Source organism: Borreliella mayonii (assembly GCF_001945665.1).
GTDB classification, from domain to species: domain Bacteria; phylum Spirochaetota; class Spirochaetia; order Borreliales; family Borreliaceae; genus Borreliella; species Borreliella mayonii.
The window spans coordinates 389,745-408,115 of the sequence record NZ_CP015780.1; the positions used below are offsets into that span (position 1 = coordinate 389,745).

The following is an 18,371-nucleotide window of genomic DNA, read 5'->3' on the forward strand; positions in this document are numbered from 1 at the left end:
AAAAATAACAATCAACATGTTTAAATGAAATTTAAACAGCATAACTAACTAAAACCCATTTTGCTATATTAAAATAAGCTATTAAAGTAATAGCATCTGCAATCGTAGTGATTAAAGGGCCTGCCATAAGCGCTGGATCCAACTTCAAAATTTTAGCAACAATTGGCAAAAGACCTCCCAATATCTTAGCTACTGTTAAACTTACCATCAAGCAAGATGAAACTACAAAGGCTATTTTCAACTTATCAGAATGGTGTGGAGCTACAAAAAATACAATTCTTAAAAAATTAACACTAGCAAGAATTATTCCCACTAGAATACTAACACATATTTCCTTTAAAAACACTTTAAAAAAATCTTTTACCTTAACAGTGCCAAGAGCAAGCTCACGAATTATTAAAGCAGATGCCTGAGAACCAGCATTGCCTGAAGTATCCATTAAAAGGGGAATAAAACTAGCCAAAACCACTAAAGACAACATTAAATTTTGATAATTTGAAATGATTGTTGCTGTAAAAGTAGAAGATATCATAAGAACTAAAAGCCAAATTATCCTATTTTTTGTCATAACCAAAATAGAAGTATCAAGATAAGATGTGTCTAGAGGCTTAACAGCCGCAATCATTTGAAAATCTTCAGTATTCACAGATTGAATAACCTCTAAAATATCATCGATAATAATAACCCCTATCATTCTTCCTTCATTATCAACAACAGGAACACTGGTAATATCATGTTTTTGAAAAAGAAGTGCAACATCTTCTTTCTCATCATTGACCCCCACAATATAAAACCCGCTACTTCTCATTATTGACGACAGAATGACATCATCTTTAGCTAATATTAAATCCTCAATTTTTACAACTCCTTTTAAATGCTTTTCATCATCTGTAATATAATAGGTGTAAATATCTTCTTTAGTTTTAGCTACCTTTCTAATATAGTCAAGAGCTTTACCAACGGTAAAATCTTCTTTAAGTTCAACATATTCAATTGTTACAATCGAACCTGCAGAGTCATCGCTGTAAGACAAAAATTTATTAATAATTTCTCTATTCTCTTCTGTAGAACTTGCTAAAAATCTCTGAACAACATTTGCAGGAACCTCTTCTAAAAGATCAATAACGTCATCAAGATTTAGCTCATCAATCATTTCGCTTATTTCTTTATTAGTAAAAGAATTTGCTAATTTGTTTTTTGTAGATTGGTCAAAATTATAAAAAGTTTCAACTGCTATTTTTTTGGGCAAAAATCTGTAAAGCAAAATCAATTCAGATCCATTAAGCCTTTTAAGAGCTTCAGCAATGTCAAAGGAATCATGCTTTAAAAATTTTTCTTTAATTTTAGAATAACTCTTCTCTTTAAGAAAAATTCTCAATTCATCAATATCTATCATTAAAAGGCCTCCAAAAATTTAAATTTTACAAGACATTTAATGAATCTAATTCATCAAAGCTTATCCAAAAGCATAGAACATCTTCCTGAAGGAATAGGAAGGGTTTTTTCTTTTTTGTTTAATATATTTATTGTAAAATAATAAAGTTTTTCAGATTCCATTTTTATTTCCCAGCCTCTTTTCCCTTTATTGCAAATTATTGTAGTTTGATTTTTTTTAAGAGATAAGCTTTCTATCCCCATAATCTCAAGAGTGGGTATGTTCCAATATACAGTTTTATCAGGTAAACTAATTGTAAGTCCAATAATATTTTCTATCATTAAACTAATGCTAAAAAGCGCAAGATAACAAATAAGACCTTTCTCAGTATAAGTTTTTTTATTAGAATCAAAATACGCAGGTCCTTCTTGCATAGGTTTATAAGCTTCCCAAATGTGCCCTTTAATTTTATTAAAAGGCATTAAAGTGTCTAATATATAATACAAATGTCTTATAGTAAATTCTCTTGCAATATTTGCACGACCACAATATTCAAGACCTTTGATCACAAAAAAATTCATATAAGTATACACTGAACCATAATATCCATTGCCATCCTCGCTAAAACCTGGCTCACTAACAGAAAGTGTTGGAAAAGGATTTGGAGTCCCAAAATGCTTAGCGCTTTTTAAATAAAAAATCATTCTTTCTATTCTGTCCTCACTAGGAATCTCGGAAAGCATTGGGAAAAAGCCTACTATTGTCTTAATTTCAAGAATATTTTCATTAACATCAAGATCATAATAAAATCCATCTTTTTCGCTCCACATTAAAGAATTAATTTTGACCTTAAGGGAAAAAAATCGTTTTTTGTATTCAAGTGATAAGTTTTTATCATTTAAAATGTCTGCTAATTTAGAAATACAATATGCACTATGAACTTGTAATGAATTAAAATCTACAGGATAATATGCATCTACTCTTGGGGAGTTTTTATAAAAAATTTTATTTACATCAATTGAATAAAGACCATTTTCCTTTAAAAATTTCCTCTCTATCCATTTATAATACTTATCAAGAATTGGCAAAACTTCAGAAATTCTCTTTTTATTTCCTGTTTTATGATATAAGTTATATTCAGCCCATGCAAAAATAGGAAATCCAATATTCTCTTCATTATCATCAAGATCAATAATAGCATTGTTATTGTCATATCTAGCTCTGATTGCACCAGATTCTTCCTGCAATTGATAAAATTTATCAATTGCAGATGTAGATGAATATTCCCCATTACTATAGACAAGAAAAAAGCTTGAAATACAAGCTTGCATTTGATCTATATAATCGCAATTCTCAGAATAATAATTTTTATCTTTTTTACCCCTATCTGCAACTTTTTGTAAAATAACCTTATCTTGAATCCAAGATAAACTTTTATTATAAATATCAATAAAGTCTTGATCATAATAGTAAATTTTGGGAAACATTTTTTTATTCAATGCCAAATCCTCTAAAACAATAGAAATATACTTCTATTTATTATAACACAATAAATACAACATAATTAAAAAATTAAAAACTGGAAAATTAAAATCTTTTTATTTAAAAAGTTTATAACTTTAATATTTGTTTTATAAAAATTTCATATCCTTCCTGATTGCAAGGAACAATAATCTCTTTATTGATTATTTTTCTTTCAAGAGCTTTTATGTATTCAAATTCATCCGCATTAGACAAACCAACAACACCATCTCTTAATCCCATTTGAACAATTTTCCCACCTTCCCAAACATTATTATTTTTAATATATTCGCTGGTAATCAAATACAATGCGTCTCCAACGTTTTTTATAACAGAAGTAATAAAATTTTTGGGAGCAAGATGTGACTGGTCTTGATCAGCTCCAATAACATAATAACCATCACCAAGCTTTTTTGCTGCCTCAATAACACCAACTCCTGCTAAACCAGCCGCAAAATGAATTACATCTATCCCTTTAGAATACATTTTATTAGCCATAACTCTACCAATATCAACATCGGAAAAAGAATTGGAATATTCACTTATAATCTCTATATCTTTATTTGCATACTTTGCACCAGCTTCGTAACCATAACGAAATGCATCTACTATATCTCCCTTCACTCCTCCTATAAAACCTATTTTTCCAGAAAAGCTTTTTTTAGCTGCAATATAGCCAGCCAAAAAAGCGCCTTGCTCTACTCTAAAAACAACAGCAATTAAATTTTTAGGAATCTGAACATCCTCTCCATAAATAGGATCTATTATTCCATAGCTAATTTTTGGATTCTCTAATGAAGCCGACAAAGAAGAATCTGTAAGCATATATCCTACAAGCCAAATCAAGGCTGAGCCATTCGTTTTTAAATTATCAAGATCTGAAACATAACTAGAATAAACTCCAGAGATAGCACTAGAAAAAATTTTTTCAATACTTTCTGGAAAATCTTTTTTCAACTGCAATAAAGCCTCATTAGCACTAGAATTAAAAGATTTGTCATCAAGAACACCATCTACCAACATGGATATCTTAATTTTTCTTGAACCAGATTCCATTCCATTTCTACTAAAGCAAGAAGCCAACAAAATACCAAATATAAAAATTGCAATCCTCATATAGAAAATTTCTCCATTTCAATCATTCAAACAAAGCCAACGTGTTTCTTATACTTAAAAATAAAACCTATAAATTGATTCTTTATTTAAATAAATTCTTTAAGAAATTTTTCATAACTTTCCTTATTATATGGAACAATAATTTCTTTGTTGATTATTTTGCTAGAAAGACTATCAATTTCTTTTTCAAGTTCAAAGGGAATCATCTTAGGATTTCTTACAAACCCCACAACTCCTTCTTTAAGGCCATAATTTATTAATTTTCCACCTTCGAAAGTATTAGTTTTTAAATAGTTAGATGTAAAAATATTTAAAGATCTGCCAACATCTTTAGTTGTAGATGTAATAACGTTATTGGGAGCAAGATATGATTGATCCTCATCAACTCCAATAATATAATGCCCAGAACCAAGTTCTTTTGCAACCTCAATAGCCCCAATTCCTCCAAGACCTGCAGCATGATGAATAATGTCTATCCCATCGGAATACATTTTAGTTGCAACACTTCTACCAGCTTCAAGGTCAGCAAAACTACCAATATACTGAGTAGATATCTTTATATCTTTATTAGCATATTTAGCGCCAGCCTCATACCCATACCTGAAAGCATCTACTATCGCACCCTCTATTCCTCCTAAAAATCCAATTTTGCCTGTTTTAGAAATTTTTGCAGCAATATAACCTGTTAAAAATGCACCCTCTTGAGATCTAAAGGTCATACCCACCAAATTCGCAGGAATAGTATCGTTAGAATAAACAGGATCAATAATTGCATATTTCATCTCGGGATTTTGCAAAGAGACAGCCTTAGCCACATCGCTAAATCTATACCCAATAAGCCAAATTAAATTTGAACCCGCATCTTTAAGTGCTTCAAGATCAGATAAATAAGAATTTGATGAAGATTCTTTTAAAACAAGATCAATCTTAAATTCCTCTTTAACTTTTTTTACGCCATTGAAAGCACTCTCATTAAAAGATTTATCATCAAAAGTTCCATCAATTATTAAAGATACCTTGGGAATTTCACTCTCAAGACTACTCCTACCACTACAAGATAAAAAAATAATACTTTCAAACAAAATCAACAACAATAATTTATTCATAAACTTCCTCCTTTTACAAATAAAGCTATACCTAAGTAGTTTATAACTTTGATTTAAATAAATCAAATGCATATTCACTATCAGGAACAATAATTTCTCCACTTATTATTTTATTTTCCAGATCAACAACTTCATCGATTAATCTATTATTTAAAACATCAGGATCTTTAACAATTTCTATTACTCCTTCCTTTAGCCCCCTATCAATAACAATCCCGCCTTTAAAAACCCCATTATTAATATACTCTGATGAAATAGAATAAATAACCTTTCCAATATCCTTAAGTATTGAAGTAATAACATTTTGAGGCGCAATATATGATTGATCTTGATTTAAACCAATAACATAATATTTAGGTCCAAGCTCCTTAGCAGCGTCATAAACTCCAAGACCAGTTATGCCAGCTATTGGGAAAATAACGCCTACTTTATCCTCTTTATACATGAATAGAGCCATTGCTTTGCCTTTCTCCTTATCAAAAAGAGAAGGTGCTTTTTTTGAAACTAATCTTAATTTAGGATTAGCATAAAAAATTCCAGCCTTAAAACCAAATTTAAAATCATTTAAATATTCACTCACAGGGCCTGTTAAAATTCCAATCTTTTCTTTTCTGCTCATCTTGGCAGCAATATACCCAGCCAAAAATGCAGCCTCTTCATTTCTGAACTTAATAGCCAGAGAATTCTTAGGAACATGTATATCACCATAATCAAAAGCATCTATAATACCATAACAAATATCTGGGCGTTCGTACGAAAGCCTAACTGACAAACCAGAAAATTGGTATCCAATCAGCCAAAAAAGATTTAAAGGATTTTTTTGAACCTCATAAGCATCCTCTGCCATTGCTTCATCAACAGTAAGAAGTCTTTTACCCTCAATAGGGTAAGGCCTTAAAGATTTAGTTATAAGTTTTACTCCAAAATTATCTCTAAGTTTTACAACACCACTATGAACGCTTTGATTATAGCCTTTATCATAAAAGCTACCATTAGCCAAAACACCTACAACAACTTTGTCAGATTTAACAGAGTCTTTATTAGATTTAAAACAAGCAAATTCTAATAAAGATAAAGAAATAAAAATAAACTTTTTAAACAAAATTAATCCCCTCCTTACAAAATTTATTTAAAAAATTCTAAACTTTAAAAATTAAAATATTAACTTTATTCTGCTAATAAGTAGTAATCTTTATTTATAAAATTTATTTATAAAATAAAAATTTCAATAAACCTTTTTTTAAAAAATACCTCTAGCATTAATAAAAACACGGCAGTAGAAAAAATAATTTTTCTTACATCACCATAAAATTTAAATTTAAACCCTTTTGTAAGTTTTAATTTAAATTAAAACTTACAACAATTAAAAGACTCTCTGAAATATCTTTAAAGAATTAAAAAGATTTTTCACAAACCAAATCTATAAAAATCAAGTTAATTTTCTATTTAAAAAACAAAGCTATCATAAGATACCTTGTCATAAGGCGCTCTTATTATACCATTAATTATACTTTGCCCGATTTTCAATGATTTGTTATAAATCTCAGAATAATTTGATTTTAAGTTTTCATTTAAAACCAAACCAAGCCCATCTTCTTTAAGCCCAAAAAACATGGTCTTGCCCCCATCCAAAACTCCAGTTTCTAAATACTTTTTTGTTAAACTATACATCAATGAATCAACTTTCTTTACAGCAGAAACAATAACATTATTGGGAGCAAGATAAGATTGATCCTGATCGACTCCAATAATATAATGATCAGGCCCTAATTCTTTTGCAGCCTCAATTGCTCCTATACCAGAAAGTCCTGCAGCTGCAAATATAATATCAACCCCATCTCGATACATATTAGATGCTGTTGAGCGACCAAGTCCAAAGTCCCCAAATGTGCCAACATATTGAGAGATCACTTTAATATTGGAGTTTGCATACTTAGCACCAGCTTCGTATCCATACATAAAAGATTCTAAAACTTTTCCCTTAACTCCTCCAATAAATCCGATCTTACCCGTTTTAGAAGCCTTTGACGCAAAATATCCTGCTAAAAAAGCCACCTCTTCGGATTTAAAATTAATATTAAGAAGATTTTTGGGTATTTGAATTTCATTATAAACCCCTTCTATGATTGCATAACTAGTAGAAACATTCTCACTGGCCCTTTGAAAAAGAATATCTGAAAATTTAAATCCAACTCCCCAAATCAAATTTGAATTACCATCTTCTAAGTTTGCAATATCTCCTAAATAAGAATTACTTGTAGATGCTTTTTCAATTATATTTATATTAAAATCTGCCTTTAATTTTCTTATCGCCTTAGAAGAACTTTCATTAAATCCTTTATCATCAAAAGCACCATCAACTATAAGCGAAACTGTTTTTGCCTCCGACCTACTATCATCAGAGCCATAACAAGCAACAATAAATAAAAAAATTAAAAAATAATAAACTTTTTTTAACACAAAAATGCCCTCCTTACTTGCATATAAACAAAAAAAGACACCTTCTTTAAGGTGTCTTTTTACCATCTATAATGAGTAAAAGCTTTATTTGCTTCAGCCATTCTATGGGTATCTTCTTTCTTTTTAAAAGCAGCCCCAGTAGAATTATATGCATTTAAAAGTTCGTTTGACAACTTCTCCTTCATAGACCTACCACTAGAATTTCTAGCAGCAAAAATAATCCACTTCATGGCCAAAGCTTCTCTTCTCTCTTCTCTAACTTCAACAGGAACTTGATATGTAGCACCTCCCACTCGTCTACTTCTTACTTCTACTAATGGCTTAATATTGTCTAAAGCTTTATAAAAAACAGCCATCTTATCACTATCTTCAAGCTTATCAGCAAGTAAATCGATTGAACTATAAAGTATACTCTCGCTTATTGATTTTTTTCCATCATACATCATTCTGTTTGCAAATTTTGCAACAATTCTAGAATTATACCTAGTATCAACAAAAACTTTCTTTTTGATTTTTTTATTTTTTCTTGACATATTTAATATTAACCCACCTTTCAGTTAAGCTTTAGGCTTTTTTGTTCCATACTTAGATCTACCTTTTTTTCTATTGTTAACACCAAGGGTATCCTTAGCTCCTCTAACAATATGGTACCTTACTCCAGGCAAATCTTTAACTCGGCCACCTCTAATCAGAACCACAGAGTGTTCTTGTAAATTATGACCAATTCCTGGAATATATGCTGTTACTTCAAATCCATTTGAAAGTCTAACACGTGCTACTTTTCTTAAGGCTGAATTAGGCTTTTTAGGAGTTACAGTCATTACACGTGTACAAATTCCTCTTCTTTGAGGACAATTTTGAAGCGCAGGAGATGCTGTCTTCTCCGTTTGACTTTTTCTAGGCTTTCTAATTAACTGATTAATTGTAGGCATTTATAAACGCTCCCCTTTTCTTGAAACTATTAATAAAATGGTAGCAAATATATCACTTATTTTCAAGCTAAACTTCAGAATCTATATTTTCGCTAACTTTAATTTTTTTATAAAGCCCCATACCAGTTCCAGTAGGAATTAAATGCCCAATTACAACATTTTCTTTCAATCCCCTAAGATCATCTATTTTTCCAGCAATAGAAGCATCTGTTAATACTTTTGTTGTTTCCTGGAAAGAAGCTGCAGAAATAAAAGAATCTATATTAAGAGAAGTCTTAGTTACTCCTATAAGAATTGGACTTGCTATTGCTGGTTCACCACCTTGTTCGATTACTTTTCTATTTTGCTCATAAAAAGTGTGCTTATCTACCTTTTGCCCATAAACAAAATTAGTATCGCCAACTGCTACAATCTTAACCTTTTTCATCATTTGCTTAATTATCACACCAATATGTTTGTCATTAATGCTAACACCTTGTTTTCGATAAACATCCTGAATTTCTGCCAACAGAAATTCTTGCAAACTAATCCCACCTAAAATTTCAAGCACATCATGAGGATTAATTCTACCATCACAAAGCATGTCTCCTGCTTTAACAATATCTCCATCTCTAACCAAAAGATGTTTGCCGGCTGGAATATAATGTTTATGCTCAACTCCATACTCATCTAAAATATTAATAAGCCTTTTACCTTTTTGAATTGATTTAAATTGCACAATTCCACTTACTTTGGCCATTTCAGTTAAATTCTTAGGAATTCTTGTTTCAAAAAGATCATTAACACGAGGCAATCCCCCTGTAATATCTTGAGTTTTTTCAGAGCCTTTAGAGAGTTTAGCAATAATATCTCCTATATTAATATTCTGACCATCTTCAACTTGAAGATACGCATCACCTGGTAATACATAAGATGCAACCTCCATGCCACTACTATCAATAATAAAAATTCTAGGATCAAGAGATTCAAAAACATTATCTGTAATTCTTTTTTCAACATTGCCTGTTTCAGTATTTATCTCCTCTTTAAGAGTGGTTCCTAAAATAATATCCTTAAATTTAATTTTACCCTTAACCTCTGCAATAATGGGCTCTGCAAATGGATCAAATGTACCAATAACTTTGCCCGATTCAACATAATCACCAACCTCTATTTCAAGCCTTGTACCAGCTTTCAAAGCAACTTCTTGCTCTTCTGATACTATGAAAAAATTATCGTCTCTTAATTTAACATAACCAATATAAGAAGAGAGAATCTCTACACCCTTATTATCAACAAACAAAGGAATTCCTTTGATTACTCTTTGAGAATCTAAAACTTTAATCTCTTTTATATTCTTAATTTTTTCCTCATAAAAAACATTAATTATTTTTAAAGTTCCTTTTCTTGTGAAAAGAATTCCATTGTCAACCCTAACATTAAAACCTTCTATGCCATTAAGTATAAAGGCATTCTTTAAAGATATTTTATCATCCTCACTACCAGCCTGAGCAACTCCACCAATATGAAAAGTTCTCATAGTTAATTGAGTACCCGGTTGACCTATGGACTGAGCAGCAATTATTCCTACAGCCTCGCCAATGTTAACAGGTTTGTTCTTAGAAAAGTCTCTACCATAACATTTTTGACAAACGCCGTGCTCAGCTTCACACGTTAAAACAGATCTAATCACAAGTTTTTCAATACCAATTTTCTCTAATAACTCTATTTTAGCTTCTGAGATTTCTTCATTTGCATCTAAAACAATCTCGCCAGTAATTGGATTTTTTATTCTTTCAATAGAATAACTTCCAACAGCTTTTTCTTTTAAAGATTCTAATATTTCTTCACCATTTTTTACAGTTTCAACTTTTATTCCGTTTATAGTCCCACAATCTTCTATTCTAACAACAACATCTTGAGCAATGTCTACTAATCTTCGAGTTAAATATCCAGCATCGGCTGTCTTAAGAGCAGTATCTGCTAAACCCTTTCTTGCTCCATTTGTAGATATAAAAAACTCTATCACAGAAAGACCTTCTTTAAAGTTAGAAATAATTGGAAGCTCAATAATATCTCCAGAAGTTTTTGCCATCAATCCTCTCATGCCAGCAAGTTGCCTTATTTGATTTCTACTACCTCTAGCACCAGAATCTGCCATCATATATATAACATTAAATCCATCTCTGTCTCTCTTTAAAATTTCCATCATCTTATTAGTAAGCTCTTCGTTGGTCTTTAGCCAAACAGAAACTACATTATTATATCGTTCTTCACCAGTAATAACACCTTTAGCATAATCATTTTGAATTTTAGCAATCTCTTTATTGGCCCTTTCTACATACGTTCTTTTTTCATCAGGAACAATAATATCGCTCATACTAATTGTGCACCCAAACTTAGTAGCATACCTAAAACCAAGCTCTTTGATAATGTCAAGCATTTCAATTACGATAGAAGAACCATGAACTACATAAACTTTTGATATTAAAATTTGTAGCTCCAAATCACTAAGAGTTTTATTTACAAATTCAATTCCATTAGGCAAAGCCTCATTAAATATAACCCTACCGGCTGTGGTTTTTTTGTATTCGCCAGCAATTTTTACATAAATAGAAGCATTATAATCTAGACTTCTATTATTTATGGCAAGAATAACATTATTAAAGTTTAAAAACTTTTTACCTTCTCCAACAACATTCTTTTTTTCCATCGTTAAATAATATAGGCCCAAAACAATATCTTGAGATGGAAAAACAATAGGATGCCCATTAGCAGGATTTAAAAGATTATTTGTTGAAAGCATCAAAGCCCAACTTTCAGCTTGTGCTGCTGGAGTAAGAGGCACATGCACTGCCATTTGATCACCATCAAAATCAGCATTATATGCATGACAAACAAGAGGATGCAATTTTATTGCCTTACCTTCAACCAACACAGGCTCAAAAGCCTGAATTCCAAGCCTATGAAGAGTGGGCGCCCTATTTAAAAGAATAGGATGCTCTTTGATAACAAGATCTAAAATTTGCCATACCTCGTCAACTTCTTGTTCGATTAAATTCTTTGCTCTTTTGATATTAAAAACAGCTTCACTCTCAATTAACCTTCTTATAACAAAAGGTTTAAACAGTTCAAGAGCCATTTTCGCAGGCAATCCACATTGATGTAGCTTCAGCTCAGGCCCAACAACAATCACAGAACGACCAGAATAATCTACTCTTTTACCAAGAAGATTTTGCCTAAACCTTCCCTGCTTACCTTTTAATGCGTCGGAAAGCGACTTAAGAGGCCTACTAGATGAGCCTTTGACAACCTTTCTTTTATGAGAATTATCAAAAAGAGAGTCTACCGATTCTTGAAGCATTCTTTTTTCGTTTCTCACAATAATCTCTGGCGCATTAAGAAGAAGTAACTTCCTTAAACGATTATTTCTATTTATAACTCTTCTGTAAAGATCATTAAGATCAGATGTTGCAAAGCGCCCTCCATCAAGCTGAACCATTGGCCTAATCTCTGGAGGAATAACAGGAAGAACTTCCATAATCATCCATTCTGGCTTATTCCCAGAAATTTTAAAATTCTCAATAATTTCAAGACGTCTTAAGAGTTTCTTATCGGTTTTATCATCTTTATCTATCATTTGAATCCTAAGCTTAGATGAAAGCTCATCAAGATCAAGATTTTCAAGAAGAGTTTTAATAGCCTCAGCTCCCATAGAAGCATTAAAAGACATACCATATCGTTCTCTAGCCTCTATATACTCATCTTCATTTAAAAGCTGCATTTTTTTAAGATCAGTATCACCCGGCTCAATTACTACATATTTTTCATAATAAAGAATAGAATTTAAACTAGATGCCGTAATATCAAGCAAAAGCCCAATCCTAGAGGGTATATATTTGTAATACCAAATATGAGCAACTGGAGCTGCTAGCTCAATATGCCCCATTCTTTCACGTCTAACCTTAAAATGGGTAACCTCTACATTACAACGATCACAAATAATACCCTTATATCTAACCGATTTAAATTTACCGCAATAACATTCCCATTCCTTTGTAGTCCCAAAAATCCTTTCACAAAAAAGCCCATCCTTTTCGGGTCTTAAAGTTCTATAATTAATAGTCTCGGACTTTTTAACCTCTCCATAAGACCAATTTCTAATTTGGTCAGGAGATGCTATTTTAATTTTTATTCTTTCAAAATCTTTTATCTCTTTCATAAAAACTCCAAAAACCTAGCTTTTATTAATCAATTCTTCTTCTTTTTCTGTCAAAGGAACCTGATTCCCAGCATCATCATAAATTGATAAATCAAGTCCAAGCCCTCTAAGCTCTTGCATTAGCACATTAAAAGATTCAGGAATCCCCGATACATTAGTAGGAACACCTTTTACTATGTTTTCATATATCTTAACTCTGCCTGACATATCATCAGATTTAACTGTTAAAAGTTCTTGAAGGGTGTGCGCCGCACCATAAGCTTCAAGAGCCCAAACCTCCATTTCTCCAAGTCTTTGCCCACCAAATTGAGCTTTTCCTCCAAGAGGTTGTTGAGAAACAAGAGAATATGGACCTGTTGATCTTGCATGCATTTTATCATCAACAAGGTGGTGTAGTTTGAGCATATAAATCACCCCAACCATTACTTCATTTTCGAAAGGCTCGCCTGTATAACCATCATATAAAATTTCTTTAGAAGTTGGATTAAATCCAGCTTTTTTTAATTTTTCCTGAATTTGTTCATTTGTAGCAGATTCAAAAACAGGAACATTATAAGATTCACCAAGATATTTACCAGCAAGACCTAATTGAGATTCCATTAACTGTCCGATATTCATTCTAGATGGAACCCCCAAAGGATTCAAGCATATATCAAGAGGGGTTCCGTCTGCAAGATAAGGCATATCTTCAACAGGAAGAATCTTTGCAACAACACCCTTATTTCCATGTCGTCCAGCCATTTTATCACCCTCTTTAAGCTTCCTTTTTTTGGCAACATAAACTTTAAGTATCTCCTCAACTCCAGGAGAAAGATTGCCAACATCCTCTTTAGTAATCCTTTGAACATCAATAACTGTACCCTCAGTACCATGAGGAACTTTTAATGAATTATTTTTAACATCTTTTGCTTTTTCTCCAAAAATGGAAGTTAAAAGTCTAAATTCAGGAGTAATGTCTCCTTCTGACTTTGGAGTAACTTTACCAACCAGAATATCACCAGGCTTTACATAAGTTCCTATCCGTATAATCCCATTTTCATCTAATTTGTTTAATATCTTTTCGCTAACATTCGGTATATCTCCTGTAACTTTCTCAGGACCAAGTTTAGTTTCTCTTACTTCTATGCTAAATTCTTTGATATGAATAGACGTATAAAGATCTTCCTTTACAATTCTATCAGAAATTAATATAGCATCCTCATAATTAAATCCATTCCAAGGAATAACTCCTAGCAACAAATTATTGCCAAGAGCAAGCTCCCCACATCTAGTAGCAGGACCATCAGCTATTATCTCTCCTTTGTCAACCTTTTGACCCTCTTTAACTAAAACAGATTGATTAAAACAAGTATCTTGATTTGTCCTTTCATACTTAACAATATGATATTCATCTAAATCTTTGGCATTCTCTGCTTCAAAAGGTTTAATAACTATCTTACTACTTGTTGCAAGAATAACTTCTCCACTTCTTTTAGCCTTAACAACTACTCCTGAATCTTTTGCAACAACACTTTCCATACCAGTACCAACAATAGGAGGCTTAGGAAAAAGCAGGGGTACTGCTTGTCTTTGCATGTTAGAACCCATAAGAGCTCGATTTGCATCATTGTGCTCAAGAAAAGGAATTAGCGCCGAAGATACTGAAATCAACTGTCTAGGAGAAACATCCATATAGTCTATGTTTTTAGGGCTTGTTGTAGTATAATCACCAGAAATTCTAACAGAAACTAAATCTTCAAGATACTTTCCATCAGAATTAAAAGCAGCATTAGCCTGAGCAATGCACTTTTTCTCTTCGTCAATAGCAGATAAATATTCCAATTCGTCAGTCACCTCTCCATTAATAACTTTCCTATAAGGAGTTTCTAAAAAACCATAATCATTAACTCTGGAATAAGTAGCCAAAGAAACAATAAGCCCGATATTTGGCCCTTCAGGAGTTTCAATAGGACACATTCTGCCATAATGAGTATAATGTACGTCTCTTACTTCAAATCCTGCCCTATCTCTTGAAAGCCCCCCTGGACCAAGAGCATTAAGACGTCTTTTGTGAGTAAGCTCAGCTAAAGGATTGACCTGATCCATAAACTGTGAGAGCTGGCTGGTTGCAAAAAATTCTTTAACAGCAGATACAATAGGTTTAACGCTTATTAATTCTTGAGGCTTTAGATTAAAAACTTCTTTGTTAGACATTCTATCTTTAGCAATTTTTTCAACTCTTGACATTGCGCCTTTATATATATTAGTAAGAAGCTCCCCAACAGAACGAACTCTTCTATTTCCTAAATGGTCAATATCATCAAGAATATCATGGCCTTCATATATTCTCAAAAGATGAGATATGGTGTTAACAATATCATCCATAGTTAAAACCGATGTACTTAAATCATCTAATCCAAATTTTTTAGAAAGTTTATAGCGACCTACACTTCCAAGATCATATCTTCTTTCAGAAAAGAATATAGTTTTTAAATCGTTTTCAGCATTATCAATTGATATTGGCTCGCCAGGAAAAAGAGAGCCATAAACAGCCAGCATAACTGATTCTTTTGGAAGCTCTTTAGAGCCATCCTTTAAAGCAAAAAAAGCATCTTCTTTTTCAAGACAATTTAAAATAACATTCGAACTTACAAAGCACTTTCCAGGAATAGCATTATAACCATCAAAATCAACAAGCTCTATTTCATTTACTCCATTTTGTAAAAAATCTTCAACATCTTGCAGAGTAATTTTATCTCCTGCCCGATAATACATATTCTCTCTTATGTTAATACTCTTGGCTAAATATTGCCCCGGAAGATCTCTTTTTGTACCATCTTCAACTTTAATTTTTTTAATGTTGTAAAAAGTTTCTATTATTTTTTCTCTCGTATCAAACCCCAAAGCTCTTAAAAAAAGAGTTATGAGTATTCTTTTTTTTCTATCTATTTTTACATAAAGATAATCTTTTTTAGAATCAATCTCAAATTCCAACCAAGAACCACGATAAGGAATTATTCTAGCAGAATACAAATCTTTTTCTTTATAAAAAACAACTCCTGGAGATCTGTGAATCTGAGAAACAACAACCCTCTCAGCCCCATTAATAATAAAAGTGCCCCTTTCTGTCATTAAAGGAATAGTTCCCATGTACACGTCTTTTTGCCTTATTTCCCCAGTAGTCAAAAATTGCAAATTCAGTCTTACTTTTAAAACAGCCTCATAACTTTGACCCTTTCTTTTACATTCTTTTTCTGTAAAATTAAGAGCATCATTTTCTATATAATATCTTTCATACTCAAGAGCAACATCACCATTTCCACTTTTAATGGGAAATATATTTCTAAAAACAGACTCAAGGCCTTCATTAAGTAAAGGTTTTTTATTTTTTAATTTATCAAGTTGTAAAAATTTTTCATAAGAATTTAATTGTATTTCTATCAGGTTAGGTAGGTCTAAAATCTCATCAGCTCTTCCTTGTCCCAGATGAACTCTTTTTATCATTAAAAGACTCCTTTTTTAAGACATAACAAGCCGCATATCATAAAGACATGCGGAATAACAACTTTGATATATTTTTAATTTTTTATTTAACTTCAACTTTTGCGCCAACTGCCTCAAGTTTCTTTTTTAATTCCTCAGCATCTGACTTAGAAAGACCTTCTTTAATAGCTTTAGGAGCAGCTTCAACTAGCGCCTTAGCTTCTCCAAGACCAAGTCCTGTAATAGCTCTAACCTCTTTTATAACATTTATCTTGCTATCACCAAAAGACATAAGAATTACATCAAATTCAGTTTGTTCTTCAGAATCAGCTGAGCCTGCCGAAACAGTGCCCCCTACAACAGCAGAAACAGTAGCAGTTACTCCAAATTTTTCCTCAATAGCTGTTACAAGGTCAACAACTTCCACAGTTTTTGCACCCTCAAGCCAGGTTAAAATATCTTCTTTACTTAGTGCCATATTAACTCCTTATATATTTTCATTTTACAGTGATAGCATGCACTCAAAAATTAAGACTAACACTGCCATGTTAATTTTTAACATCAGCCAAAGCTTTCAATGTTCTTGCAAGCTTAGAAACTGGCGCTTTTAACACGCTAGCAAATAAAGAAATAGACTCTTTTTTGGTGGGAAGTTTACTGTAAGCTTGAACTTTAGCCTCATCATAAAACTCTCCCAATACAAAACCACCCTTTACTTTTAAAGTACTGCTTTTTACAAAATCATAAAAAATTTTTGCTACTACATTAGCCTCTTCTAATGCAGTAACAACAACTGTAGGGCCAACCAAACAAGAATCAACAACATTAATATTCTTTTCTTTTAAAACCATCCTCATTATATTATTTTTAACAACTTTTAATGCCCCATGTTCACCTTCTATTTTATTGCGAAGTTCTGTCAACTGAGCCACATTCAAACCTCTATAATCTAAGAAAAAAAGATTTTGCTTACTATCTACAAATTGTTTTAATAAATCAAACATTTCCAACTTTTTAGAATTTATCTTTGCGATCATAATGTCACCTCCAAACAAAATTAACTTTTATAGAAGGCCCCATAGTAGATGAAATGTAAATACTATCTATAAAAGCTCCTTTTAAGTCACTCGGCCTTTTTTTAACAACTTCCTTAATAAATTCTTCATAATTTTCTTTTATCTTTTCATTGTCCATAGAGAATTTACCAAAAGAAAAGCTTATTACACCATTTTTATTTGCTCTAAATTCTGTTCGACCCTTTTTAAGACTATTGATTGCATCTTTAAGATTATTTGTGACTGTTTGGGTCTTTGGATTAGGCATTAAACCCTTTTTACCTAAAATAGGTCCAAGTCTCCCAACATCTTTCATCATATCAGGAGTTGCGACAACAATATCAAATTCATCCCAACCACTTTTAATCTTATTTATAAGATCATCATCTCCAACATAAGTTGCACCAAAAGCTCTAGCTTCATCTGCTCGATCACCTTTTGCAAAAACAAGTATTCTTTTTGGCTTCATAAACTGATTTGGCAAAACTATAGTGTCTCTAACAGTATGATTCTTTTTTAAATTAAGGTTAACAGATATATCTATAGTTTCATCAAATTTAGCAAATTTAATTTCTTTCAACAGTGAAATTGCATCTTCAATGTTATAAAATTTATCTTTATCTACTTTAGAAAAAGCTTCAATATATTTTTTACCCCTTTTTGACATTATTTCTCCACCTCAACACCCATTGAACGTGCACTTCCTGCAATAATTTTAAACGCTGCTGATTCTGATTTTGCATTTAAATCAGGCATTTTAATTCTTGCTATCTCCATCAACTTTTCTTTTGATATAGTTCCAACTTTATCTGTATTGGATTTTTTAGATCCTGATTCTATCCCAATAGCTTTTTTAATCAAAATCGAAGCCGGCGGGGTCTTTACAATAAAAGAAAAACTTTTGTCACTATAAACAGTAATAATAACAGGAACTACAATGCCGGGATCCATCTTTGCGGTTCTCTCATTAAATTCCTTTACAAACTGCGGACCACTAACTCCATGAGGTCCAAGCGCTTGTCCTATTTTAGCTCCTGGAGCTGCTTGAGCAGCTGGAACCTGCAATTTAATCCAAGAAATTGCTTTTTTTTTTGCCATATCATCTCCTTATGGTAATAACGCCTTAAAAGCTCCCATTAGTAT

Annotated in this window: 14 protein-coding genes; all 14 read right to left on the minus strand. The window is 31.9% G+C overall.

What is annotated here, in order from left to right; all coding sequences use genetic code 11:
* Nucleotides 1-31: 31 nt before the first annotated feature.
* The 14 genes from mgtE to rplK all read right to left on the minus strand — a co-directional run bounded on the left by mgtE (nt 32) and on the right by rplK (nt 18,326).
* Entirely contained in the window at nt 32-1,396 is a 1,365-nt protein-coding gene (mgtE, locus tag Bmayo_RS01880; protein ID WP_075552073.1) for a magnesium transporter, read from the minus strand.
* A gap of 53 nt (nt 1,397-1,449) precedes the next feature.
* Nucleotides 1,450-2,874 carry an MGH1-like glycoside hydrolase domain-containing protein gene (locus Bmayo_RS01885; RefSeq protein WP_075552074.1) on the minus strand — a complete coding sequence of 475 codons (1,425 nt, stop codon included), beginning with the start codon at nt 2,872-2,874 and terminating at the stop codon, nt 1,450-1,452.
* 112 nt (nt 2,875-2,986) lie between these two features.
* Nucleotides 2,987-4,012: a nucleoside ABC transporter substrate-binding protein BmpB gene (gene bmpB / locus Bmayo_RS01890; protein ID WP_075552075.1), complete on the minus strand. Its 1,026-nt coding sequence runs from the start codon at nt 4,010-4,012 to the stop codon at nt 2,987-2,989.
* Nucleotides 4,013-4,098: 86 nt separating this feature from the next.
* Complete coding sequence (gene bmpA / locus Bmayo_RS01895; RefSeq protein WP_075552076.1) at nt 4,099-5,118, minus strand: nucleoside ABC transporter substrate-binding protein BmpA; 1,020 nt, start codon at nt 5,116-5,118, stop codon at nt 4,099-4,101.
* Between the two features lie 40 nt (nt 5,119-5,158).
* A complete protein-coding gene (gene bmpC / locus Bmayo_RS01900) occupies nt 5,159-6,220 on the minus strand; it encodes a nucleoside ABC transporter substrate-binding protein BmpC (protein ID WP_075552077.1) in 1,062 nt (353 codons plus the stop codon).
* 344 nt (nt 6,221-6,564) lie between these two features.
* On the minus strand, nt 6,565-7,578 hold the full coding sequence (bmpD, locus tag Bmayo_RS01905) for a nucleoside ABC transporter substrate-binding protein BmpD (RefSeq protein WP_075552078.1): 1,014 nt from the start codon (nt 7,576-7,578) through the stop codon (nt 6,565-6,567).
* A gap of 59 nt (nt 7,579-7,637) precedes the next feature.
* The gene (gene rpsG / locus Bmayo_RS01910; RefSeq protein WP_075552079.1) at nt 7,638-8,111 is read right to left on the minus strand and encodes a 30S ribosomal protein S7; all 474 of its coding nucleotides are present in this window, start codon (nt 8,109-8,111) and stop codon (nt 7,638-7,640) included.
* Nucleotides 8,112-8,135: 24 nt separating this feature from the next.
* A complete protein-coding gene (rpsL, locus tag Bmayo_RS01915; protein WP_002656492.1) occupies nt 8,136-8,510 on the minus strand; it encodes a 30S ribosomal protein S12 in 375 nt (124 codons plus the stop codon).
* A gap of 67 nt (nt 8,511-8,577) precedes the next feature.
* Nucleotides 8,578-12,711, minus strand: a complete 4,134-nt coding sequence (gene rpoC / locus Bmayo_RS01920; RefSeq protein ID WP_075552080.1) for a DNA-directed RNA polymerase subunit beta' — start codon at nt 12,709-12,711, stop codon at nt 8,578-8,580.
* A 15-nt stretch (nt 12,712-12,726) separates the two neighbouring features.
* Entirely contained in the window at nt 12,727-16,194 is a 3,468-nt protein-coding gene (gene rpoB, locus Bmayo_RS01925) for a DNA-directed RNA polymerase subunit beta (protein WP_075552081.1), read from the minus strand.
* An 82-nt stretch (nt 16,195-16,276) separates the two neighbouring features.
* Nucleotides 16,277-16,651: a 50S ribosomal protein L7/L12 gene (gene rplL, locus Bmayo_RS01930; RefSeq protein WP_075552082.1), complete on the minus strand. Its 375-nt coding sequence runs from the start codon at nt 16,649-16,651 to the stop codon at nt 16,277-16,279.
* A gap of 70 nt (nt 16,652-16,721) precedes the next feature.
* Nucleotides 16,722-17,210 carry a 50S ribosomal protein L10 gene (gene rplJ, locus Bmayo_RS01935; RefSeq protein WP_075552083.1) on the minus strand — a complete coding sequence of 163 codons (489 nt, stop codon included), beginning with the start codon at nt 17,208-17,210 and terminating at the stop codon, nt 16,722-16,724.
* Nucleotides 17,211-17,214: 4 nt separating this feature from the next.
* A complete protein-coding gene (gene rplA, locus Bmayo_RS01940) occupies nt 17,215-17,895 on the minus strand; it encodes a 50S ribosomal protein L1 (protein WP_075552084.1) in 681 nt (226 codons plus the stop codon).
* A complete protein-coding gene (gene rplK / locus Bmayo_RS01945; RefSeq protein WP_002556988.1) occupies nt 17,895-18,326 on the minus strand; it encodes a 50S ribosomal protein L11 in 432 nt (143 codons plus the stop codon). The genes rplA and rplK overlap by 1 nt, the downstream gene beginning before the upstream one ends.
* Between the last annotated feature and the right edge of the window lie 45 nt (nt 18,327-18,371).